The 21,800-nt window shown below is 65.7% G+C and carries 19 protein-coding genes; 17 read left to right on the top strand and 2 right to left on the bottom strand.

Annotated features, from left to right (window positions below):
- Positions 1-4: 4 nt before the first annotated feature.
- Both KRZ98_RS22000 and KRZ98_RS21995 read right to left on the bottom strand, forming a co-directional pair.
- Entirely contained in the window at positions 5-1,021 is a 1,017-nt protein-coding gene (locus tag KRZ98_RS22000) for an AraC family transcriptional regulator (protein ID WP_217675321.1), read from the bottom strand.
- Between the two features lie 18 nt (positions 1,022-1,039).
- Entirely contained in the window at positions 1,040-2,017 is a 978-nt protein-coding gene (locus KRZ98_RS21995; protein ID WP_217675320.1) for an enoyl-CoA hydratase/isomerase family protein, read from the bottom strand.
- A 153-nt stretch (positions 2,018-2,170) separates the two neighbouring features.
- Here KRZ98_RS21995 and KRZ98_RS21990 point away from each other — a divergent pair, with 153 nt between their 5' ends.
- The 17 genes from KRZ98_RS21990 to xdhC all read left to right on the top strand — a co-directional run bounded on the left by KRZ98_RS21990 (position 2,171) and on the right by xdhC (position 21,797).
- Positions 2,171-3,226, top strand: a complete 1,056-nt coding sequence (locus tag KRZ98_RS21990; RefSeq protein ID WP_217675319.1) for an AraC family transcriptional regulator — start codon at positions 2,171-2,173, stop codon at positions 3,224-3,226.
- Positions 3,227-3,341: 115 nt separating this feature from the next.
- Positions 3,342-4,472, top strand: a complete 1,131-nt coding sequence (locus KRZ98_RS21985) for an MFS transporter (protein ID WP_217675318.1) — start codon at positions 3,342-3,344, stop codon at positions 4,470-4,472.
- A gap of 307 nt (positions 4,473-4,779) precedes the next feature.
- Positions 4,780-5,916: a bile acid:sodium symporter family protein gene (locus KRZ98_RS21980; RefSeq protein ID WP_217675317.1), complete on the top strand. Its 1,137-nt coding sequence runs from the start codon at positions 4,780-4,782 to the stop codon at positions 5,914-5,916.
- Positions 5,913-7,247, top strand: a complete 1,335-nt coding sequence (locus KRZ98_RS21975) for an AtzE family amidohydrolase (protein WP_217675316.1) — start codon at positions 5,913-5,915, stop codon at positions 7,245-7,247. Before KRZ98_RS21980 ends, KRZ98_RS21975 begins: the two co-directional genes overlap by 4 nt.
- Entirely contained in the window at positions 7,247-8,596 is a 1,350-nt protein-coding gene (locus KRZ98_RS21970) for an NCS2 family permease (protein WP_217675315.1), read from the top strand. The genes KRZ98_RS21975 and KRZ98_RS21970 overlap by 1 nt, the downstream gene beginning before the upstream one ends.
- Complete coding sequence (locus tag KRZ98_RS21965; protein WP_217675314.1) at positions 8,593-9,510, top strand: 5'-methylthioadenosine/S-adenosylhomocysteine nucleosidase; 918 nt, start codon at positions 8,593-8,595, stop codon at positions 9,508-9,510. The genes KRZ98_RS21970 and KRZ98_RS21965 overlap by 4 nt, the downstream gene beginning before the upstream one ends.
- 4 nt (positions 9,511-9,514) lie before the next feature.
- Positions 9,515-11,098 (top strand): gamma-glutamyltransferase family protein, encoded by a 1,584-nt coding sequence (locus KRZ98_RS21960; RefSeq protein WP_217675348.1) that lies wholly within the window; start codon positions 9,515-9,517, stop codon positions 11,096-11,098.
- Positions 11,092-12,327: an allantoate amidohydrolase gene (locus tag KRZ98_RS21955; protein WP_217675313.1), complete on the top strand. Its 1,236-nt coding sequence runs from the start codon at positions 11,092-11,094 to the stop codon at positions 12,325-12,327. The genes KRZ98_RS21960 and KRZ98_RS21955 overlap by 7 nt, the downstream gene beginning before the upstream one ends.
- A complete protein-coding gene (locus tag KRZ98_RS21950; RefSeq protein ID WP_302849141.1) occupies positions 12,314-13,549 on the top strand; it encodes an alanine--glyoxylate aminotransferase family protein in 1,236 nt (411 codons plus the stop codon). The genes KRZ98_RS21955 and KRZ98_RS21950 overlap by 14 nt, the downstream gene beginning before the upstream one ends.
- Positions 13,550-13,712: 163 nt before the next feature.
- Positions 13,713-14,582, top strand: coding sequence for an allantoinase PuuE (gene puuE, locus KRZ98_RS21945; RefSeq protein WP_217675312.1), 870 nt, complete (start codon positions 13,713-13,715; stop codon positions 14,580-14,582).
- A complete protein-coding gene (hpxZ, locus tag KRZ98_RS21940) occupies positions 14,579-14,959 on the top strand; it encodes an oxalurate catabolism protein HpxZ (RefSeq protein WP_217675311.1) in 381 nt (126 codons plus the stop codon). Before puuE ends, hpxZ begins: the two co-directional genes overlap by 4 nt.
- Positions 14,956-15,396 (top strand): 2-oxo-4-hydroxy-4-carboxy-5-ureidoimidazoline decarboxylase, encoded by a 441-nt coding sequence (uraD, locus tag KRZ98_RS21935; protein WP_217675310.1) that lies wholly within the window; start codon positions 14,956-14,958, stop codon positions 15,394-15,396. The genes hpxZ and uraD overlap by 4 nt, the downstream gene beginning before the upstream one ends.
- Entirely contained in the window at positions 15,393-16,820 is a 1,428-nt protein-coding gene (locus KRZ98_RS21930; protein WP_217675309.1) for an FAD/NAD(P)-binding protein, read from the top strand. The genes uraD and KRZ98_RS21930 overlap by 4 nt, the downstream gene beginning before the upstream one ends.
- Complete coding sequence (gene uraH, locus KRZ98_RS21925; RefSeq protein ID WP_196805580.1) at positions 16,820-17,149, top strand: hydroxyisourate hydrolase; 330 nt, start codon at positions 16,820-16,822, stop codon at positions 17,147-17,149. The genes KRZ98_RS21930 and uraH overlap by 1 nt, the downstream gene beginning before the upstream one ends.
- A 1-nt stretch (position 17,150) precedes the next feature.
- Positions 17,151-18,578, top strand: coding sequence for a xanthine dehydrogenase small subunit (gene xdhA, locus KRZ98_RS21920; RefSeq protein ID WP_217675308.1), 1,428 nt, complete (start codon positions 17,151-17,153; stop codon positions 18,576-18,578).
- The gene (xdhB, locus tag KRZ98_RS21915) at positions 18,571-20,880 is read left to right on the top strand and encodes a xanthine dehydrogenase molybdopterin binding subunit (protein ID WP_217675307.1); all 2,310 of its coding nucleotides are present in this window, start codon (positions 18,571-18,573) and stop codon (positions 20,878-20,880) included. The genes xdhA and xdhB overlap by 8 nt, the downstream gene beginning before the upstream one ends.
- A complete protein-coding gene (xdhC, locus tag KRZ98_RS21910; protein ID WP_006950938.1) occupies positions 20,877-21,797 on the top strand; it encodes a xanthine dehydrogenase accessory protein XdhC in 921 nt (306 codons plus the stop codon). Before xdhB ends, xdhC begins: the two co-directional genes overlap by 4 nt.
- The last annotated feature ends 3 nt before the right edge of the window (positions 21,798-21,800 follow it).

Raw genomic sequence — 21,800 nt, 5'->3', positions numbered from 1 at the left:
TCCCTCAGTGCAGGACGCCGGATGGAACCGCGCAGGGGGCGGCGGCCATCACCTGCGCGGCGCAGGCGTCCAGCCGATAGTCGCTTGGGTTGCGCTTGTAGGTGCGCTTGAACATGCGGCTGAAATGCGCTGGACTTTTGAACCCCACGCCATAGGCGATTTCGCTGATGGAGATGCTGTTCGCGTCCGCCCGCGCCATCCACTTGCGGGCCTGCTCCAGCCGCTGGTCCCAGATCAGCTGTGAAAAGCTGGTGCCATTCTGTTGCAGCAATGTCGTCAGGTAGCGCGGCGAAATGCCGCACCCGCGCGCGGTCATCGCCGCCGACAGGCCGGGGTCGGACAGATGCACCTCGACGAAACGCTGGACGTCGGCAAAGCGCTTTTCCGCAACCGACTGCCGTGGCGGCGTCAGGCTTGCATCGCCGCGCAGCCCCTGGCCGATGATCGCCAGCGCCGCCTCGACCAGCGTGCGGGTCGTCTCTTCAGCCAGGTCACCCTCGCGCTGAAACAGGCCGGACAGGATAGTGTCGGCGATCGCCAGTTCCGGCCGCTGGGTGGACAGCAACAGCCCGGCACTGGCATCGCAATCGACAAGGCCGCGCAGCACATGGGTCGGCACGGTGACATGCAGCACTTCGTGCAGGCCATGCGCGTCGGGCTGGCACTCGATCAGGAAGGGGGATGTCGACCGGGTGATCAGCATATCGCCGCATTGTGCGCTGCGGCTGCCCATCTGGTTGCTCAGCAGCAACCGCCCGCGCTTCACGAACCACAGCACCGACAGGTCGGTGCCATCCTCGCGAATATGCTGGCGCGTGCGGCGAAAGAACAGCCGCGTCGCCGATCGCAGCAGGATGACGGCGCTTGGCCCGGCTGGCTTGCGTCTGGCGCTGACATCGATGACGGACCCGTCGTCCATCCAGTAATCGCCGCGATAATATTCCTGTTCCCGCTCGCCACGGAACAGGTGCTGGCAATCGCGATAATTGCCGCGGTCTATCGTAAAGAGGGTCTCGATCATGGCCAGGCGCCTCTCTCTTTAACGTTGCGCGCGCCCGGCGCGGCTCAGCCGCCATTCCGGGGGATAATGGAGGTCGTTATTCTTGACGGTGTGGGCGATGCCCTGGTCGAAACCGCCAGCACCCAGATCAATGTCGCCCGCATGATCATTCTTCATCAGCGGCAACATGCCTTCCAGCCAGCCGGTCATCAGGCTGCCCATATATTCGCCGCGATACTGCTTATAGGCTTCGATGAAGGTCTTTTGCGCCACCACCACGTCCATCGGCCGGGTGCGGCTGCATGCATCGGCATATTTGTCGGTTTCCGCCTCCAGCCGGTCGCGCGGCACGACGCTGTTGACGAAATTGCAGTCCATCATTTCGGCGGCGGTGAAGGGCCGTCCGGTGAACAGCATCTCGGAAAAGCGGCGGATGCCCACCATTTCCAGCCATTGCCACATACGCGGACCCCATCCGGCATAGCGAAAGGACGGATGGCCAAACAGCGCATCGTCCGACGACACGATCAGGTCGGCGTCGGCGCACTGGTAGAAATGCCAGCCATAACAATAGCCCTTGGCCTCCACGATGCTGATCTTCTTGAATTCCTGCAACGGCCGGTTGCCGGCATAGCCCTTGGCATAATGGTCGGTCAGGCCGTGGAGGAAACGATAGGAACCGGGTGGCGGATAGCGCACGTCCGGGTCGTCAATCTCCAGATCGGGCAGGAAATTATCATCCTCGCCAGGGTTCAGATACAGGTCGCCATGTTCGTTGATGTCGCCGCCAGAGCCAAGATCCTGGCCCTCGCCACGGATCACCAGCACCTTGACGTCGTCGTCGATATTCGCCTTGTGCACGATTTCGCCGAACAGCAGGCGCATCCCGATCGTGGTGGTGTTCGCCTTGCCCGGCCGGTCGAAGGTGACGGTTGCGATGCGGCGGGCGCGGTCCTTTTCATAACGGACAAACTGCGCCGCCTCGCGCTTCAGCTCGGCTGCTGTCGCCTTGGCCATGTCCCTCTCCATCTCCTTTGTTCTTGGACAGGAAACTGCCACAGCACAGATTGGCTGTATTGGCATTAGACGCAGCTTTTTCGATATAATATGAATCCGATTGCAACGACGCGCCTATGTCGGCTTCACTGTCCAGCTTGGAAGGATCGGCAGATGGACGATCAGGATTATTTCTTCGGCCTGGCCGGCCCGCTCGAAGCGGTCCCCGCCGCTGGCTCGATGCGCGCTGCCAATCTGCGCGGCTTTTCCGACTTCATCCGCAGCCGGGGCGGCGCGCCCCGCCGCATCCTCCAGCTCCACGGCCTTGATCCGCGTGTGCTGGCTGATCCCGACGGCCATGTCTCGTGCCAGCAGGTCGCGGCCATGTTTGAATATTGCAGCCTCCAGTTTGACGATCCGATCTTTGGCCTGCATCTTGCCGCAACCCAGGACGCGGATGTTTTCGGCAGCGTCACCGCCGTCTGCCGCGCCGCGCCGGACCTGCGCTCGGTCGTCAATTGCCTTGTCAACTATCTGCCCGTCGCCCACTCGCCCGAAGCCCAGCTTGAACTGGTGGAACAGGGGGGCATGGCCGAACTGCGCTGGATGGTCAGGGCCGATGTGGGCTTCAACGTCCAGGCCAATTATCAGGCGATGATGCTCATCCTCACCTTGCTCCGGGCGGTCAGCGCGGGGCGCTTCCAGCCAGCCGGGATACAGTTGTCGATCGACGCCAGCCCCCATGATCTGCTCCAGATCGAAAGCCTGATCGGCGCGCCGATCAGCCTGCGTGCCGAACGCAACAGCATCGGCTTTTCTGCCGCCATGCTGGACCTGCCGATCACCACAGCCAACCGCCTCGTCTATCGCCTGCTGGGGGGCTATCTCGCCCGCCTGCGTATCCTCAACCGCGCGGACATGGCCGAACGCACCCGCAGCTATGTCCGTGGCGCGCTGCCTGCGGGCAATTGTTCGGTGGACCGGTGCGCCGAACAGCTCGGCCTTTCGGTCCGAACCCTGCAAAGCCGCCTTGCCACACATGGCCTGCGCTTCTGTGACCTGGTGGAGGATCAGCGCGAGCAGCTGGCCCGCATCTATCTCAGCCAGACACCCATGCCGATCGACGAGGTCGCCGACCGGCTGGGCTATGCCGAACAGACCAGCTTCGGCCGCGCCTTCAAACGCTGGACCGGCCTGACCCCACGCGCCTACCGCCGCCATCGTCCCTGAAATTGCGTGCCGTCGTCAAGCGGCTGTGCCGCACCGATCATTGCCGGATCGCCGTTTATCCCGAACCATGGCCATCTAGCTGTTGGGCTTCACTTTTTCCGTGCGGGATATCGGCATGATCACCACATCACCACGCGGCGCTGGCGAACTGCGCCGCCATGGGACCGTCCTGATCCCCTGTCTTGCAGGCATCCTGCTATCGGCAACCCATAGCTATTCGCTGGGCGTCATGATCGCGCCGCTGGAACGGGAATTTGGCTGGACCCGGTCGCAGATTTCCAGCGGGCCGCTGATCATCGCCATCATCGGGCTGTTTGCCGCCCCGCTGGTCGGCCGCGCGGTCGATCAATTGGGGCCACGGCGGATCGGTCTTGCGGGCATCCTGCTCTATTGTGCCGCGCTTGGCGCATTGTCGTTCGCGACATCCGATATCGCCTCCTGGGCCTTGTTGTGGGTCATTCTGGGCCTGTGCAACATGCTGGTCATTCCCACCATCTGGACGGCAGCGGTCACCAGCCTGTTCGTTGAAAGGCGGGGCATCGCGCTGGCCATCGCCTTGTGCGGAGCCAGCCTGTGCGCCGCGATCACACCGCCGCTGGTCGGCTTCCTGGTCGTCCAGAACGGATGGCGCGGTGCCTATATTGGCGTCGGGCTGATCTACGCATCGGTCATATTCCCGCTCGCATGGCTGTTCCTGCGCAGCGCCACGGATGATGCGCGCAGGGGCGCAGGCGCTGCCGCCGGATCGGTACGGCTCGCATCATGGAACGCAAGCCTCAGGCAGGGATTCGCATCGCCTGCTTTCATCAAACTGGCGACTGGCGTTACGCTCTATGCACTGGCTGTCTGCGCCCTGACGGCCAATGCCGTGCCGATCCTGGTGGCGCAGGATTTTAAGGCGACACAGGCACCCGCCATTGCCGGTCTTATCGGCATGGGATCGCTGGTTGGTCGGCTGGGTGGCGGCTATCTCCTCGATCGGTTGAACCCGCATATGGTCTCGGCGGCCAGCGTATCGACGCCGATCCTGTCGGTCGCCCTTCTGCTTGCCATGCCCGGTTCGCCGGGCGCAGCCATGGCGGCTTTCCTCATCCTGGGCCTGTCGGTGGGCACCGAACTGGACGCTTGCGCCTATCTGGCCGCGCGTCATTTCGGCCTGCGCAGCTTCGGCACGCTTTTCGGTGCGATCAACGGCTTTCTGCTTTTCGCCAACGGCATGGCACCGATGGCCGCCAACATCGTTTAAGACATGACGCAAAGTTACCAGATTTTCCTGTGGGCAGTCATTCCCATGTGCAGCCTCTCGGCGTTGCTCTTGCTGGCGCTAGAAACTGACGCCGCGGCGACGCCACCAATCGCCTGATTGGGCGCGGCTCTCTCATTCGCTATCCAGATCGCGCCGGATCGGCCCGGACGGTCAGGCCTGTCGGACGGACCATGACTGGCCCGGCGATGACCTGTCCTTGGCCAGAGTGCAGGTAAGCGCTTTTTTGCAACGATCTGTGCAAGTCATTCTATTGGATCGGTAGGGCAGGATCGGCCTAAAGGGGGCCATGGTGCGCGCAACAAAGCCTTCCTTCCTGCCCGACCCGTTTCTGCTCTGCCTGATCGCAACGGTGGCAGCCGCGTCGTTCGTCCCGGTGCGCGGCGCAGCTGTGCCATGGGTCGAGGCCGCGACGGACATCGCGATTGCGTTGCTTTTTTTCCTGCACGGGGCGAAATTGTCGCGCGAAGCGGTGCTTGCGGGCGCGAGCAATTGGCGGCTGCATCTCTATGTATTGGCCTCGACCTATATCCTCTTTCCCGCCGTCGGCCTTGGCCTGTTCGCCCTGCTGCGCGGCCATGGCGATGGCTTGCTGCTGACGGGCCTTCTCTACCTCAGCCTGCTGCCATCGACGGTTCAGTCCTCGATCGCCTTTACTGCCATTGCGGGTGGCAATGTCGCCGCGGCGGTATGCAGCGCCTCCCTCTCCAACATCGTCGGTATCGTCCTGACGCCGCTTCTGGTCGGCCTGTTCATGGTGGTGGATGGGGGTGGCAGCGGCTTTTCCTGGCACTCGGTTCAGGCGATCGCGCTGCAACTGCTCGTCCCCTTTATGGCGGGGCATCTGCTGCGGCCATGGATCGGCGCGTTCATCGACCGCAACAAGCGGGTGTTGATGCCGGTCGATCGCGGGTCGATCCTGCTGGTCGTCTATACCGCGTTCAGCGCCGCCGTTGTGGGCGGCATCTGGACGCAGGTGAACATTGCCGACCTGTTGTTCCTGCTGCTGCTCAGCCTGCTGATGCTGATCATCGTGATGGGTGCCAATCTGGGCCTCGCGCGCCTCGTCGGCCTGCCGCGTGCGGACATGATCGTGCTGCTGTTCTGCGGGTCGAAGAAGAGCCTGGTGTCGGGCGTGCCGATGGCGGGCGCGCTGTTCCCGGCGGCGCAGGTCGGCGTCATCATCCTGCCGCTGATGATCTTTCACCAGATCCAGCTGTTCCTGTGCGCCGCGCTGGCAGGCCGTTTCGCGCGACAAGGCGCAACGCTCCGGCGCCCGCCGCTGCCACGCACCGTAGCAGAGGTTGAAAGCGCAGCGCAGCGGCTGGGCCTGACCATAACCGAGCCCTGCATGGCGGGCGTCACCGCCAATCTGGCGCTGCTGGACCGCCATGCCGACACCCTGTTTGCGACCGACCGCCCATGAAGCAGGCCGTAGATATCGCCGCCGCTGTCCGGTCGGGGCAGACCAGCGCCATGGCCGTGCTGGAGGATTGCCTTGCCGGACTGGCGGCCGAAGGCAAGCGACTGGTCGCCGTGACGCACATCCTGGCCGACCGCGCCCGGACAGAGGCCGCCGCAGTCGATGCCGCCATCGCTGCGGGCAAGGACCCCGGACCGCTGGCGGGCGTTCCCTATGGCGTCAAGGATCTGTTCGACATATGCGGCCTGCCGACGACCGCTGGGTCGAGCCTCTATGCCGATGCACCACCCGCCCAAGCCGACGCGGACGCCATCAGCCGCCTGCACGCCGCGGGCGCGGTGCTGGTCGCGACGCTCAACATGGACGAATTCGCCTATGGCTTCGCCACCATCAACGCCCGGCACGGCACGACGCGCAATCCCCATGACCTTGACCGGCTGGCCGGTGGCTCATCGGGCGGATCGGCGGCGGTGGTCGCGGCGGGCCTTCTGCCCTTCTCGCTTGGATCGGACACTAACGGATCGATCCGCGTCCCTGCCAGCCTGACCGGGATTTACGGGCTGAAACCCACCCATGGCGCGCTGCCGATGGGCGGGGTTTTCCCCTTTGCCGACAGCTTCGACGATATTGGTCCTTTCACCCTGTCAGTCGCGGACATGCAGTGTCTCTGGCAGATATTGGGTGGAGCCGACGCCGCGGCTAGCGATCCGATCCGCGTCGCGCGGCTCGGCGGGCGTTTTCGCGACAATGTCGATCTCGACCAGATCGCAGCGATGGATGCCATCGCGCCTGACGCACCACTGATCGAGCTGCCCGACATCGCCCGCGCGCGTTCCGCCGCTTTCCTGATTACCGCAGCGGAAGGGGGTAGCCTGCATCGTGAGGCGCTCGGTCGCGATGCTATGACATTTGATCCCGCCACGCGCGACCGTCTGATCGCAGGCGCATTGTTGCCCGACGCGCTCTACGAAGCGGCGCAGACATTCCGTGCCGAATATAGGCAACGCATCCTCGCCATCATGGAAACCCAAGATGTGCTGCTCGCGCCCGCAACGCCCTGCGTCGCGCCGCTGATCGCGGACCCGCGCATCCTGATCGACGGCGCGCTGTCGCCCGCACGCGCGGACCTGGGCATCCACAGCCAGCCGATCAGCTTTACCGGCCTGCCGTCCCTGTCCGTGCCTTTGCACCGTCCGGGCCGCTTGCCGCTGGGGCTGCAACTGATAGGCAGGCCGGGCGGCGAAGCGACCTTGTTCCGCTTTGCCGCGATACTGGAAAAGACGGGGATGACCGGCGTAACTTTGCCGCACGCAGACTATCGGGGGGACGCATAATGACGGACGTGGCGATACAGCCGGGAGCGGGGTGGCTCGAACGCTATTTCAGCCTGTCGGCACGGGGCACGACAGCGCGGACCGAGATATTGGCGGGCTTCACCACCTTCCTGACCATGGCCTATATCGTGTTGGTCAATCCCGCGATCCTGGGGCAGGCGGGGATGCCGATCGCGGCGGTGGCAGCAGCGACCTGTTTTGCCGCTGCCTTTGGGTCGATCATGATGGGGCTGGTCGCCAACACGCCGCTCGCGCTGGCGCCGGGCATGGGGCTGAACGCCTATTTCAGCTTCACCGTCGTCCAGCAAATGGGCATTCCCTGGCCGATCGCGCTGGGATGCGTGTTCATCTCCGGCATAGCCTTCCTGATCCTGACGCTGACCGGCGTGCGCCAGATGATCGTCGCGGCCATCCCGATGCATCTGTTCGCCGCGGTAGCGGGCGGGATCGGCCTGTTCATCGGCTTCATCGGCCTCAAAAATGCAGGCATCGTCGTCGCCAACCCCGCCACCTTCGTGGGGCTGGGCGATTTGAAGGCACCCGGCGCAGCGCTCGCCCTGTTTGGAATGCTCGTCATCGGCGTGCTGAGCGTCTGGAACATACGCGGCGCGATGCTGATCGGCATCGTCGCGACGACTTTGGTCGGCTGGCTGTTCGGCCAGGTCGTCATCAGCCCCGAACCCTACAGCCTCGACGCCTTGACCGGCACCGCCTTCAAACTGGACCTGTCGGGCGTATTCGGCCTGACCGGCAGCCATGGCCTCGGCTTGCTCGAAATTCTCTTCGTCTTTCTGTTCGTCGACCTGTTCGACAATATCGGCACGCTGGTTGCCGTCACCAAGCGGGCGGGGCTGATGGACAAGGCGGGGCGCATCCCCGGTCTCAACCGCATCCTCATCACCGACGCCGCTGCCACCATCGTCGGATCGGTCGCGGGCACCAGCACGGTCACCTCCTATGTCGAAAGCGCAGCAGGCGTGCAGGCAGGCGGGCGCACCGGGCTGACGGCGGTTGTTACGGGCATCCTGTTCCTCGCCACCATGTTCGTCGCCCCCTATGCGCAGATCGTCCCGCTGGCCGCGACCGCGCCCGCGCTCATCATCGTGGGCGGGCTGATGCTGTTGCCGCTCACGGAAATAGAGTGGGAAGACCCGCTCTCGGCGATCCCCGCCTTCCTGACCGTGGCGATGATCCCGCTGACCTTCTCGATCGCCAATGGCCTGGCCTTCGGCATCACGGCGCACGCCATATTGAAGCTGCTGCGTGGCACCGCGACCAGGGCCGACTGGTTCCTCTTCCTGCTTGCCGCTTTGTTCGTTGTTCGCTTCGTCTGGATGAGCGCGGCATGATCCGGTCCCTCTGCCTTGCCCTGTGCGCCTTGCTGCTGCCCGTTTCGGCGCAGGCGAAGCCGCTCGACCGCACCCCGCGCACCGTGGTCATGACCGCCTTCGCACCCGAATGGGATGCGCTCGCCGATTCCATCGCCCGGCCCAGGACGCATCAGGTCAACGGCCTGACGATGCTGACCGGCACGATGGCGGGCAAGCCCGTGCTGTTGATGCAGAGCGGCGTCAGCATGGTCAACGCCGCGATGAATACCCAATTGGTTCTGGATCGCTTCATCGTGAAGCGAATCGTCTTTTCCGGCATTGCGGGCGGCGTCGATCCCGCTTTGTCGATCGGCGACGTTGTCGTGCCGGAGGATTGGGCGCAATATCTGGAAGTGTCGTTCGCGCGCCAGACGCCGCAGGGCTGGGTCGTCCCCGAACCCGTCGATGCCGAAGCGCCATCGCCGTTCGGCATGATGTTCCCGCGCGGGGTGCGGCTTGGCAACGCCACGGAAACGCCCCGCCGTCATTACCGGCAGGCAGTCGATCCCGCGCTGCTGGCGCTCGCGCGCAAGGTTGCCGTCGGCGTGATGCTGCGCCGCTGCGTCGATGGACAGGCGACCGCCGCCAACTGCCTCGCCCATGACCCCAAATTCGTCGTCGGCGGCACCGGCGTCAGCGCCGGGGTCTATGCCGACAATGCGGAATTTCGCGATTATCTGGCCAAGGCATGGAAAGCGCGCGTGCTGGACATGGAAAGCGCGGCGGTGGTGCAGGTTGCCTATGCCAATCAAGTCCCGGCCATCGTATTCCGCAGCCTGTCCGACCTGGCCGGGGGTGACGCGGGTGCGAACCAGATGAACACCTTCATGGCGCTGGCCTCGGTCAACAGTGCCGACGTCGTCCGCGCCTTCGTCGCGGCGCTGCCGGATTAGGATGATGGCGCTTTCCACCATCAGCGGCACGAACGGCATGGTGACCGCGCCCCATTGGCTGGCGGCGCAGGCGGGTTGCGACGTGCTGAAGGACGGCGGCAATGCGGTCGAAGCCGCCGTCGCGGTCGCGGCTACGCTGGCCGTCGTCTATCCCCATATGACCGGGATCGGCGGTGACAGTTTCTGGCTGGTCGCGCAGCCGGATGGTGCGATCCATAGCATCCATGGCTGCGGCGGCGCGGCGGCTAAAGCCGATCTTGCACTCTATGCTGGGCTGGGCGCTGTGCCGACACGGGGACCGTTGGCGGCCAATACGGTGGCAGGCACAGTGTCGGGCTGGGCGGCGATGCTCGAAAGCGGCGGGGGCAATCTGCCTTTGTCCCGGCTGCTGCGCGACGCTATCCACCATGCCGAAAACGGCGTGGCCGTCACCAGCGGCGGCGCGGCCATCGCGGCCGCCAAGGGCGGCGAGTTGCGCGTCCAGCCCGGCGCCTATGCCGCCATCTTCGAGCCGGAGGGCCGCCCGCTACGCGAAGGCGATCTGCTGCGCCAGCCCGCGCTTGCCGCGACGCTGCGGACGATCGCCACCCATGGCCCCGCCGATTTCTACACCGGCGCGCTGGCTGATCTGGTGGCGGCGGACCTTGCCGCGCTGGGCAGCCCGGTCAGCCGCGACGATCTCGCCGCGCATCAGGCCACCCGGCCCAAGCCGCTGACGACCCGCATCACCGGCATCGACCTGTATAACAGCGCCCCACCGACGCAGGGCTTCGCCTCGCTGATGATCCTCGCCCTGTTCGATCGGCTGCGCGCTGATCGGGCAGACGGCTTCGACCATATCCATGGTCTTGTCGAAGCCACCAAGCAGGCCTTCCTGCTGCGCGACACCCATGTTGGCGACCCCGCCTTTCACGATTTCGACTATCAGGGGCTGCTCGATGATCCGGCGGCGCTGGACGCCATCGCCGCCTCAATCGACCCGGCCCGCGCCTTGCCCTGGCCCCGCCCGTCGGCGCAGGGCGACACTTGCTGGTTCGCCGCCGCCGACCGGGAGGGGCGGGTGGTCAGCGCGATCCAGTCCACCTATTTCGAGTTCGGATCGGGGCTGGTGCTGCCGCAGACCGGCATCACCTGGCAAAACCGGGGCAGCAGCTTCAGGCTGGCGGCGGACGGCTGGAACGCGCTGGCACCGGGCCGCAAGCCCTTCCACACGCTCAATCCCGCGCTCGCCCGCTTCGATGACGGGCGGCTCATGGCCTATGGCACGATGGGCGGGGAGGGCCAGCCGCAGACCCAGGCCGCGCTCTTCACCCGCTATGTCCGTTTCGGTGTCGATCTCCAGCAGGCGATCAGCGCCCCGCGCTGGCTGCTGGGGCGGACATGGGGGGAGGACAGCACGACATTGAAGCTGGAGGACGGCTTCGACGATGCGCTCTACGCCGACCTTGCAGCGGCAGGCCATGATGTCGAGCGGGTCGGACCGCTGACGGCGATGATGGGCCATGCCGGCGCGATCGTTCGCCACGCCGATAGCCGCCTCGACGGCGCGACCGATCCGCGCAGCGACGGGCAGGTGGCAACATGGTGAGTGGCGGCGCAAGAGCGGTCGCGCGCTGCGACGCACTGGGCGTCGCGCCCTATAGCGACATGGAAGGCGGCCTTTATCGCGGCTATCTGAACCCGTCTTATACCGCCGCGCAGGACGCACTGGCTGGATGGATGGGGGAGGCGGGCATGGCCGTGTACCGCGATGCCGCCGCCAACCTGATCGGCCGCTATGACGGCACCCAACCCGGCGCACCGGCCCTGTTGATCGGCAGCCATCTCGACAGCGTGCGCGACGGCGGGCGCTATGACGGGCCGCTCGGCATCATGCTGGGCTTGGAGGCCGTGGCGGCGCTGCACCAGAGCGGCAAGCGCCTGCCATTCCCGATCGAAGTCATCGCCTTCGGGGACGAGGAAGGATCGCGCTTCCCCGCCGCCATGCTCACCAGCCGCGCGGTCGCGGGGACGCTGGCCCCCGAGGCGCTCGACATTGCCGACGCTGACGGCGTGTCGCTCTCGCAGGCCGGTGTCAGCCTGTCCGACTATCTCTCCGCCGCCCGCGGGCCCGGCACGACCCTTGCCTATCTCGAAGCCCATATCGAACAGGGACCGGTGCTGGAGGCAGAGGGGCTGGCCGTCGGCACCGTCACCGGCATCGCCGCCCAATTGCGCTATCAGGCCGTCATCAAGGGCATGGCCGGTCATGCTGGCACGAGTTCCATGCCGCTGCGCCGCGACGCTGTGGCGGGCGCGGCCGAGATGATCCTCGCAATCGAAACGATCGCCCGCGCCGACGCCTCCGATCTGGTCGCCACCGTGGGACGGATCGAGGCGCTGCCCGGCGCGCCCAATGTTATCGCAGGCGAAGTCCGCTTCACCATCGACATACGATCCGGCGAAGAAGCGCGCCGCGACCGAGCGGCGGAGGCGATCCTCGATGCGCTGGCCTCAATCGCCAATCACCGCGATCTGAATTACGCGATCCAGCGCGTCCACGATCTTCCCGCCAGCCCGTGCGACCCAGCGCTGATGGACCTGATGGACGCCGCCGCCGCCGATGCGGGTCATCCCGTCCGCCGCCTCGTGTCGGGCGCCGGGCATGACGCCATGGTGATGGCCGCGCTCTGCCCTACCGCCATGCTCTTCATCCGCTGCCGACAAGGCATCAGCCATAATCCCGCCGAACATGTCGACCCTGGCGATGCCGATGTGGCATTACAGGTCATGCTTGGCTTTATCGACCGATTGGGAGCGACCTTTGACCCCGCTTGATCCCCTGCTTTTTGGCGAAATCGACCCGCCGCAGCGTCTGTTGATGGGACCGGGACCGGTCAACGCCCATCCCCGCGTATTGCGCGCCATGTCGGCCGATCTGCTGGGCCAGTTCGATCCTGAAATGACCGGCTATATGAACCAAGTCATGGCGCTCTATCGCCCGATCTTCGGCACGCAAAACCAGCAAACGATGCTGATCGACGGGACCGCGCGCGCGGGGATAGAGGCGGCCCTGGTCTCGCTGGTCGCGCCGGGCGACACGGTGCTGGTGATCAATTTCGGGCGTTTCGGTCTGTTGCTCGGCGAAATCCTCACCCGCATCGGCGCGGTCATCGAAACCGTCGATGCGCCCTGGGGCGAAATAGTGCCGATGGAGGCGATCGCGGCCGCCATCGAACGTACCGGTCCCAAAATCGTCGCCTGCGTCCATGGCGATACCTCCACCACCATGGCCCAGCCGCTCGACGGCCTTGGCGACCTGTGCCGCGCGGCTGGCGCTTTATGCTATGTCGATGCGACCGCGACCATCGGCGGCATGGCAATCGCCGCCGACCGCTGGGGTGTCGATGTCGTCACTGGCGGCTTGCAAAAATGCCTCGGTGGTCCGTCCGGCTCAGCGCCGATCACCATTTCGGATCGCGCCGCCGACCATATTTTCGCCCGCCGCCATACCGAAGCAGGCATCCGCAGCGCCGACAGTATCGACGGCGCGGGGCCGCGCATTGCTTCCAACTATTTCGACCTCGCCATGATCATGGACTATTGGTCGGACAAGCGCCTGAACCACCACACCGAAGCGACCTCCATGCTCTACGCCGCGCGGGAATGTGCGCGGGTGATGCTGGGGGAGGGGCGGGAGGCGCGCTATGCCCGCCACGCCGCCGCCGGCCGGGCGATGAGCGCCGGGCTGCGCGCCATGGGCCTCACCCTCTTTGGCGATGATGCCCACCGCATGACCAATGTGACCGGCGTGTTCATCCCGCAAGGCGTCGATAATGACCGGGTCCGTGCCGCCATGCGCGACCATTTCGAGATTGAGATCGGCACCGCCTTCGGTCCCCTGCAAGGCCGCATCTGGCGCATCGGCGCGATGGGCTATAATGCGATGAAGCATAAGGTGTTGCTGACATTGGCAGCCTTGGAGGCCTGCCTGTTGCGCGAAGGCTTCCTCCTGCCCGCAGGCGCGGCGGTCCCGGCGGCGCTGGAGGCATGGGGATGAGCGTTGCGCGCAATCACACCATCCTCCCCTCGCAGGGGAGGTGGCTGGCCGTAGGCCAGACGGAGGGGTGTCGAGCTATCGAGAGCGTGACACCCCTCCACCACCAGCTTCGCTGGCGGTCCCCCTCCCCTTGCAGGGGAGGATTTGCCCCGGAGAGGCATTCATGAGCCGCGACCTTATCGGCTATGGCCAGACACCACCCGACCCGCGCTGGCCCGGTGGTGCGCGCATCGCTGTCCAGTTCGTCGTCAATTATGAGGAAGGCGCGGAAAATAGCGTTCTGAACGGTGATGCCGGGTCCGAAGCGTTCCTGTCCGAAATGGTCGGTGCCGCCAGCCATCCCGCGCGCGCGATGGCGATGGAAAGCCTCTACGAATATGGCAGTCGCGCCGGTTTCTGGCGGCTACATCGCCTGTTCACCGAGCGCGGCCTGCCCGTCACCATATTCGGCGTGGCCAATGCCATGGCGATGAACCGGGCGGCAGTCGATGCGATGCTGGCGGCCGATTGGGAAATTGCCAGCCACGGTCTCAAATGGATCGACTATCAATATGTGCCCGAGGAAATAGAGCGCGCCCATATCGCGGAGGCCATCGCCCTCCATACCCGCCTGACCGGCGCGCGCCCCCTCGGCTGGTATCAGGGCCGCACGTCGCCCAATACCGCGCGGCTGGTGCGGGAGGAAGGCGGCTTCGTTTATGATGCCGACAGCTATGCGGATGACCTGCCCTATTATGCAGAAGGGCAGCTGATCGTCCCCTATACACTCGACGCCAACGATATGAAGTGCGTAGCGCTCAACGGCTTCACCGATGGCGAGCAGTTCTTTCGCTATCTGCGCGACACGTTCGACCAGCTCCGCGCAGAGGGTGGCCGGATGATGTCGGTCGGCCTGCATGGCCGCATCGCCGGGCGACCGGCCCGCGCCGCCGCGCTCGCCCGCTTTCTCGACCATGTCATCGCCAGCGACGCCGCCTGGGTCGCCCGCCGCATCGACATTGCCCGCCACTGGATGGAGGTCCACCCCGCATGACCATAGATGATCCGATCCTGCTCGCCGAAATGACCGTCGCCTTCGCCGAATATGAGCGCGCGCTGATGGCGGACGATGTGCCTGCCATGGACGCGCTGTTCCACGATGCGCCGACCACCAACCGCTATGGCGTGGGCGAAGTATTGTACGGCATCGAGGAAATCCGCGCATTTCGTAAAGGTCGCGGCGGCTCCCCCCAACGCAAGCTGGGGAAGGTCTCCATCACGGTGTATGGCGACAGCTTTGCCACCGCCGACGCTGAATTTTTCCGCGAAAATAGCGACCGGCGCGGCCGCCAGACCCAGAGCTGGGTCAAGTTCGCCGATGGCTGGAAGGTCGTCTCCGCCCATGTCAGCCTGGAGGGCAACACGCATTGACTGCGCTGTTTGAACATAGTCCCTGGGTCGAGGCGCGCGCCGACGCACGGCCCGCATCGGGTGACCGTCATGCCGATCTGATGGCCGTCGTCCATGACGCCACGCCGGACGAGCAATTGGCGCTGATCCGCGCCCACCCTGAACTGGCGGGCAAGGCGGCGATCGACAGGACGCTGACCGATGCGTCGGCGGCGGAGCAGGCCTCGGCCGGTCTGGACCGCCTGACCCAACAGGAATATGACCGCTTCCACGCCCTCAACGCCGCTTACCGGGAACGCTTCGACTTTCCCTTCATCATCTGCGTGCGATTGACCGACAAGGCGGGTATATTGGCCGCCATGGAACAGCGCCTGGGGCATGGTCGCGACGAAGAGATCGCAACCGCACTCGCCCAGATCGGCGAGATCGTCCGGTTGCGGTTGGGGGACATGGCATGAGCGTCATCGGCCTGCCCGCGCTGGAATCCGATCTCGCCCGCCAACTCGTCCTGATCGGCCATGGCGGCACCGACTGGACCCGGCCGCGCGCCCATTCACAGGGCCATGTCCATGATGTCGTCATCGTCGGCGGCGGGCAGAGCGGTCTGGCCGCCGCCTTCGGCCTGCTGCGCGAACGGGTTTCCAACATCCTTGTCATCGACGAGAACCCCGCCGGGCTGGAAGGGCCGTGGGACACTTATGCGCGGATGATCACCCTGCGCACGCCGAAGAACCTCAACCCCATCGATTTCGGCATTCCAGCGCTCAGCTATCGCGCCTGGTGGGAAGCGCAGCATGGCGCAGCGGGCTGGGAGGCGGTCGACAAGATCGCGCGCGGCGACTGGATGGCCTATCTGCGCTGGTATCGCCGTGTTTTGAACCTCCCGGTGCGCAACGACACGAAACTCACCCTCATCGAGCCGCTGGGCGATGGCCTCCACCGCCTGCATCTCGATGGCCAGCCGCCGCTGCTGGCGCGCAAGGTGGTGCTGGCCACCGGCATACAGGGCGGCGGCGAATGGCATACCCCCGCCATGATCCGCGACGCTTTGCCACGCAGCCTTTATGCCCATACCAGCGAACCGATCGACTTCGCCGCGCTCAGGGGCAAGCGCATCGGCATATTGGGCGGGGGCGCGTCGGCCTTCGACAATGCCAATGCCGCGCTCGGCCTTGGTGTGGGTGAGGCGCATGTTTTCATTCGCCGCCCACTACTGCCGCGCATCAACCCGATCCGCTTCATGGAGCAGGTCGGCTTCACCGGCCGCTATCCTGCGCTGTCAGACGCGGATAAATATTCGGTGATGGCCAGCTTCCTCGGTCACAACCAGCCGCCCACCAACGATACGTTCGATCGCGCGGCGAGCTGGCCCGGCTTCGCGCTGCATCTGGGCGCGCCCTGGACGGCGGTGGAACAACGCGACGGCGGCGTCCATGTGACGACGCCCGTGGGCAATTTCATGTTCGACTTTGTGGTCCTGTCCACCGGCCTGCTGAGCGACCCCGGCCTGCGCCCGGAACTTGCCGCCCTGGCATCAAGCATCGCCCGCTGGGCCGATCGCTACACGCCACCGCCGGGTAGCTCGAACGCGCTGATCGACGCGCATCCCTATCTCGGTGAGGGTTTTGAGCTGACCCCGCGCGAGGAAGGGCAGGGCGATGCGCTGCACGGCCTGTTCGCCTTCAACTATTCCGCGCTCATCAGCCTGGGCCTCTCCGCCTCCGCTTTGTCGGGCCTGCAAACCGCGCTGCCGCGGCTGCTGCGCGGTGTCACCGACCAGCTTTTCCTCGATGATCGCACCGCGCTGGTCGCCGATCTGCTCGCCTATGACGAGGCGGAATTTGTCGGGCAATGGCCAAAACCGAAAGAGGAGGCGGCATGATGGCCAGCCTGTCCACCCATGTCCTCGACACCAGCCATGGCTGCCCCGCCGCCGGGGTCGCGCTCCGCCTGCTCGACGGCGACGGGGCGATGCTCTTCGCTGCTGCTACCGACGCGGATGGCCGCTGCCCCGGTCTGCCTGCGCTCGCGCAGGGCCGCTACCGGCTGGAATTTGCGGTTGCACCCTATTTCGCCGGGCGGGGCGTCGACTTGCCCGATCCGCCCTTCCTCGACATTATCGTCCTCGACTTCGGCATCGCGGACGAAGCCCATTATCACGTCCCCTTGCTCGTCTCGCCCTATGGCTATTCGACCTATCGGGGGAGCTGAGGTGAGCGTGCGCTTCCTGCTGGACGGCGATCTGGTCGAGATCGCCGACATTGATCCCACCGCCACCCTGCTCGATCATCTGCGCTACGCCATGCGCCGCACCGGCACGAAGGAAGGCTGCGCCGAGGGTGACTGCGGTGCCTGCACCGTGCTGCTGGGCGATCTGGTGGGGGATGCCATCGCCTGGCGCGCGGTCAATGCCTGCATCCTGTTCCTGCCGATGCTGCACGGCCGCGCGCTGCTGACCGTGGAAAGCCTGGCCCCCGACGGCGCGCTGACCCCGCTTCAGGCCTGCATGGCCACAAATGGCAGTTCGCAATGCGGCTTCTGCACGCCGGGGTTCGTCATGTCGCTCTATGGCCGATGTGTCGGGGCCAGCGGCCATGACCTGCCGGTCGCCGATGTGCTGGCGGGCAATCTGTGCCGCTGCACCGGCTATGGTCCGATCCTCGCCGCTGCCGATGCCACCGGCCCGCTGGAACGCGACGACATAGCGACCGTCGCGGCGCTCAAGGCTCTGCGCGACAGGCCCGCCGCGTCCGGCCAGCATGGCGAGCGCCGCTGGTTCGCGCCGCGCAGTGGTGCCGCACTGGCCGACCTGCTCGCCAACCATCCCGACGCGCGCATGGTTGCGGGGGCCACCGATGTCGGCCTGTGGGTGACGAAAGGGCTGCGTAGCATCGACACGCTGATCTTCCTGGGCGACATTGCCGAATTGCAGGCGATAGAGGAAAGCCCTGCTGGCGTCCGGCTGGGCGCTGGCGTGCGCTATGCCGACGCCCATGCCGCCTTTACGCGCCTCCACCCAGACCTTGGCGAACTGACCCGCCGCATCGGCGGCTTGCAGGTCCGCAATGCCGGAACGGTCGGCGGGAATATCGCGAATGGATCGCCGATCGGCGACGGCCCGCCTGCCTTCATCGCTCTGGGCGCGGAACTGACCCTGCGCAGCCGCGACGGGCGGCGGACGATGCCGTTGGAGGAGTATTTTCTCGACTATGGCAAGCAGGACCGCCGCCCCTGGGAATTTGTCGAAAGCCTGTGGATTCCCCGCCCCGGCCCGGATGCCATCATTCACATCGCCAAATTGTCACGCCGCTTCGACAGCGATATTTCGGCGGTTTGCGGTGCCTTTCACCTGACCGTGGATGAAGGGACCGTCACCGCCGCGCGCATCGCCTTTGGCGGCATGGCGGCTACACCGCGCCGCGCGCCGCTATGCGAAGCCGCGCTGGTTGGCCGGCCTTTCACGCTGGCGACGATGGAACAGGCTGCCGCAGCCCTCCGCACTGATTATGCCCCGCTCAGCGACGTGCGCGGCTCCGCCGCCTACCGCCTCGACGCCGCCGCCAATCTGCTGCTGCGCCTGTGGCACCGGGAGCAGGGGCAGGCCGTGTCGGTACTCAGTCTGGACGCAGTCCATGGCTGATCGCGATCCCGCATGGCGTGTGCTGTCCAAGCCCTCGCACCCGCATGACAGCGCGCATCTGCACGTCACCGGCACCGCCCGCTATGCCGATGACGGGCCGGAACCCGCCGACATGCTCCACCTCGCCTTTGGTCAGAGCGCCCAAGCCCATGCCCGCATCCGCGCCATGGACTTGTCGGCCGTCCGTGCGGCCAAAGGCGTGGTCCACGTCTTTACCGCTGCCGACATCCCCGGCGCGAACGATGTCAGCCCGGTGGCGGGCGATGACCGGCTGTTGGCCGATGGCGAAGTCATCTGCGTCGGACAAGCCATCTTCCTGGTCGCCGCCACCAGCCAGCACGCTGCACGCAAGGCCGCGCGGCTCGGCAAGATCGATTATGAACCGCTCCCCGCCTGCCTGACGATCGAGGCGGCACAGGCGGCCAATTCACTGATCGAACCGACCCAGCGCATGGCGCGCGGTGACGCCGATGCCGCGCTGGCTACCGCGCCCCACCGCCTGACCGGCGGTTTCGACATGGGCGGGCAGGATCATTTCTATCTGGAGGGGCAGGTTGCGGTCGCAACGCCGGGCGAAGATGGCCAGATCCATGTACTCAGTTCAACCCAGCATCCCAGCGAAGTCCAGCATCTGATCGCCCATATGCTCCATCTCAATTCCGCCGACGTGACGGTGGAGGTGCGGCGCATGGGTGGCGCCTTTGGCGGCAAGGAGACGCAGGCTGCCCTGTTCGCCGCTGCCGCCGCGCTGGTGGCGGACAAGACCGCACGTCCCGCGAAATTCCGCTGCGACCGGGACGATGACATGGTGATGACCGGCAAGCGCCATGCCTTCCGCGTCTCCTATGATGTCGGCTTCGATGCTTCGGGCCATGTGCTGGCTCTCCAGCTGCGCCTTGCCTCCCGTTGCGGTGCCACGGTCGATCTGTCCCCGGCGATCAACGACCGGGCGATGTTCCATGCCGACAATTGCTACTGGCTACCCGACGTCGAAATCCTGTCCGAGCGGCTGAAAACCAACACCGTGTCCGACACCGCCTTTCGCGGTTTTGGCGGCCCGCAGGGGATGCTGGCGATCGAGCGGGTGATGGACGACATTGCCGCGCATCTGGGCCATGATCCGCTGGCGGTCCGTTGCCTCAATCTCTACGGCCCCGGTCGCGATGTCGCGCCCTATGGCATGACGATCGCGGACAATATCGCGCCCCAACTCATCGCCCGGCTGCGCGCCGACGCCCGCTATGACGCCCGCATCGCCGCGATCGACGCCTTTAACGCGACCAGCCCGATCATCAAGAAGGGCATCGCCCTCACCCCGGTCAAATTCGGGATCAGCTTCACCACCACCCATTTGAACCAGGCCGGGGCGCTGGTACTGGTCTATGCCGACGGGTCGATCCAGATCAACCATGGCGGCACGGAAATGGGGCAGGGGCTTTATATCAAGGTGGCGCAGGTCGTCGCCGACGTGTTCGCCGTGCCGATCGACAAAGTGCGGATCACCGCCACCCGCACCGACAAGGTGCCCAATACGTCCGCCACTGCCGCCTCGTCGGGCGCGGACCTCAACGGCATGGCCGCCTACGAAGCGGCGATGACGATCCGCGACCGGCTGACCGGCTTCCTTGTCCGCACCTTTGGCTGCGCCGACACGGAAGTCCATTTCACCTCCGAAGGCATCATCGCCGGGGCGGAACGGCTGACCTTCGCCCAGCTTTGCCGTAAGGCGCACATCGGCCGCATCTCGCTCGCGGCCACCGGCTATTATGCAACCCCCGGCATCGCCTATGATCGCGCAGCGCATCAGGGCCGCCCTTTCTATTATTTCGCCTATGGCGCAGCCGTATCGGAAGTCGCGATCGACACGCTGACCGGCGAGCATAAGGTGCTGGCCGTCGACATCCTCCACGATGTCGGCCGCTCGCTCAATCGGCAGATCGACATCGGCCAGATTGAGGGCGGCTTCATCCAGGGGCAGGGGTGGCTGACCACCGAGGAACTGGTGTTCGACGATCAGGGCCACTTGCTGACCCATTCGCCCGCCACCTACAAAATCCCGACCGCGTCGGACCGGCCCGCCCATATGACGATCAGCCTGTGGGATGGCGAGAATGTCGAACCGACCATCAACCGGTCCAAGGCGGTCGGCGAACCCCCCTTCATGCTCGCTATCTCAGTCTTTTCCGCGCTGACCCGCGCCGTCGCCGCGGTCGCGCCGGACGTCCGCGCACTCCCGCGCCTCGACGCCCCTGCCACCCCCGAACGCATATTGCGCGCGGTGACGGAGCATCGCGCGCGATGAGCGAGTGGCTGGGCTGGCTGCGCAGCGTTGCAGGCAGGACGCCGGGCGCGATGATCAGCATCGTCGCGAGCGAAGGCTCCGCGCCGCGCGGGGCGGGGACGCGGATGCTCGTCACGGCGGACACGCTCCATGGCACGATCGGTGGTGGTCAGCTGGAATATCGCGCGGTCGAACAGGCCCGCGCCATCCTCGCGCTGCCGCCGGGCCATTGGCGGGTGCAGGATTATCCGTTGGGACCGCTGCTGGGCCAATGTTGCGGCGGGCGGGTGCGGCTGCTCATTGAACATCTCGATCCCGCCGCGATGGACTGGCTGGCCGATGCCGCCGACGAGCGCATCCTCGTCTCGACCTTCCTGCCCGACCGGATGGAACGGCATGTCAACGATCATGCCCTGCCGTCCAGCCTTTCGGCGCGCGGCGATCGTCCTCGCGCGGGTGACAGCCTCGCCGAAATCATCGGCCAGTATCAAAGGCCTGTTTACCTGTTCGGGGCCGGCCATGTCGGGCAGGCGATCGCCCGCCACGCTGCCAATCTGCCCTTGCGCCTGTCCTGGTTCGACACCCGCCCGGTGTTTGAAACGATAGATGGCGTTGCCGTCGTGCCCGAAGCCGCAATTGAGCAATGCGTGGCCGACGCGCCCGATGAGGCCGCCATTCTCATCCTGACTCACGACCATGGACTGGACTATCGCCTGACTCACGCCGCGCTCAGCCGCCCGCCTTGCGCCTTCATCGGCCTGATCGGTTCCGCCACCAAGGGTGCGCGCTTTCATGCACGGTTGGCGCGTGACGGCATCGATGCGCAGACGCGCGCCCGACTGACCTCGCCGATCGGGGTGCCGGGCGTCACCGGCAAGGAACCCGATGTCATCGCCATCGCCGTGCTGGCCCAACTGCTGCAACTGAGGGTCGCATGACGA

The sequence above is a fragment of the Sphingobium sp. AS12 genome (genome assembly GCF_019097845.1).
Lineage (GTDB): Bacteria > Pseudomonadota > Alphaproteobacteria > Sphingomonadales > Sphingomonadaceae > Sphingobium.
The sequence above is the reverse complement of the archived record's forward strand: the minus strand, read 5'-3'. Positions and strand labels throughout refer to the sequence as shown.

Bases quoted from the DNA above. Each gene is read 5' to 3' on its own strand.
- KRZ98_RS22000 (WP_217675321.1), bottom strand. From the start codon at position 1,021: ATGATCGAGACCCTCTTTACGATAGACCGCGGCAATTATCGCGATTGC.
- KRZ98_RS21995 (WP_217675320.1), bottom strand. From the start codon at position 2,017: ATGGCCAAGGCGACAGCAGCCGAGCTGAAGCGCGAGGCGGCGCAGTTT.
- KRZ98_RS21990 (WP_217675319.1), top strand. From the start codon at position 2,171: ATGGACGATCAGGATTATTTCTTCGGCCTGGCCGGCCCGCTCGAAGCG.
- KRZ98_RS21985 (WP_217675318.1), top strand. From the start codon at position 3,342: ATGATCACCACATCACCACGCGGCGCTGGCGAACTGCGCCGCCATGGG.
- KRZ98_RS21980 (WP_217675317.1), top strand. From the start codon at position 4,780: ATGGTGCGCGCAACAAAGCCTTCCTTCCTGCCCGACCCGTTTCTGCTC.
- KRZ98_RS21975 (WP_217675316.1), top strand. From the start codon at position 5,913: ATGAAGCAGGCCGTAGATATCGCCGCCGCTGTCCGGTCGGGGCAGACC.
- KRZ98_RS21970 (WP_217675315.1), top strand. From the start codon at position 7,247: ATGACGGACGTGGCGATACAGCCGGGAGCGGGGTGGCTCGAACGCTAT.
- KRZ98_RS21965 (WP_217675314.1), top strand. From the start codon at position 8,593: ATGATCCGGTCCCTCTGCCTTGCCCTGTGCGCCTTGCTGCTGCCCGTT.
- KRZ98_RS21960 (WP_217675348.1), top strand. From the start codon at position 9,515: ATGGCGCTTTCCACCATCAGCGGCACGAACGGCATGGTGACCGCGCCC.
- KRZ98_RS21955 (WP_217675313.1), top strand. From the start codon at position 11,092: ATGGTGAGTGGCGGCGCAAGAGCGGTCGCGCGCTGCGACGCACTGGGC.
- puuE (WP_217675312.1), top strand. From the start codon at position 13,713: ATGAGCCGCGACCTTATCGGCTATGGCCAGACACCACCCGACCCGCGC.
- hpxZ (WP_217675311.1), top strand. From the start codon at position 14,579: ATGACCATAGATGATCCGATCCTGCTCGCCGAAATGACCGTCGCCTTC.
- KRZ98_RS21930 (WP_217675309.1), top strand. From the start codon at position 15,393: ATGAGCGTCATCGGCCTGCCCGCGCTGGAATCCGATCTCGCCCGCCAA.
- uraH (WP_196805580.1), top strand. From the start codon at position 16,820: ATGGCCAGCCTGTCCACCCATGTCCTCGACACCAGCCATGGCTGCCCC.
- xdhB (WP_217675307.1), top strand. From the start codon at position 18,571: ATGGCTGATCGCGATCCCGCATGGCGTGTGCTGTCCAAGCCCTCGCAC.
- xdhC (WP_006950938.1), top strand. From the start codon at position 20,877: ATGAGCGAGTGGCTGGGCTGGCTGCGCAGCGTTGCAGGCAGGACGCCG.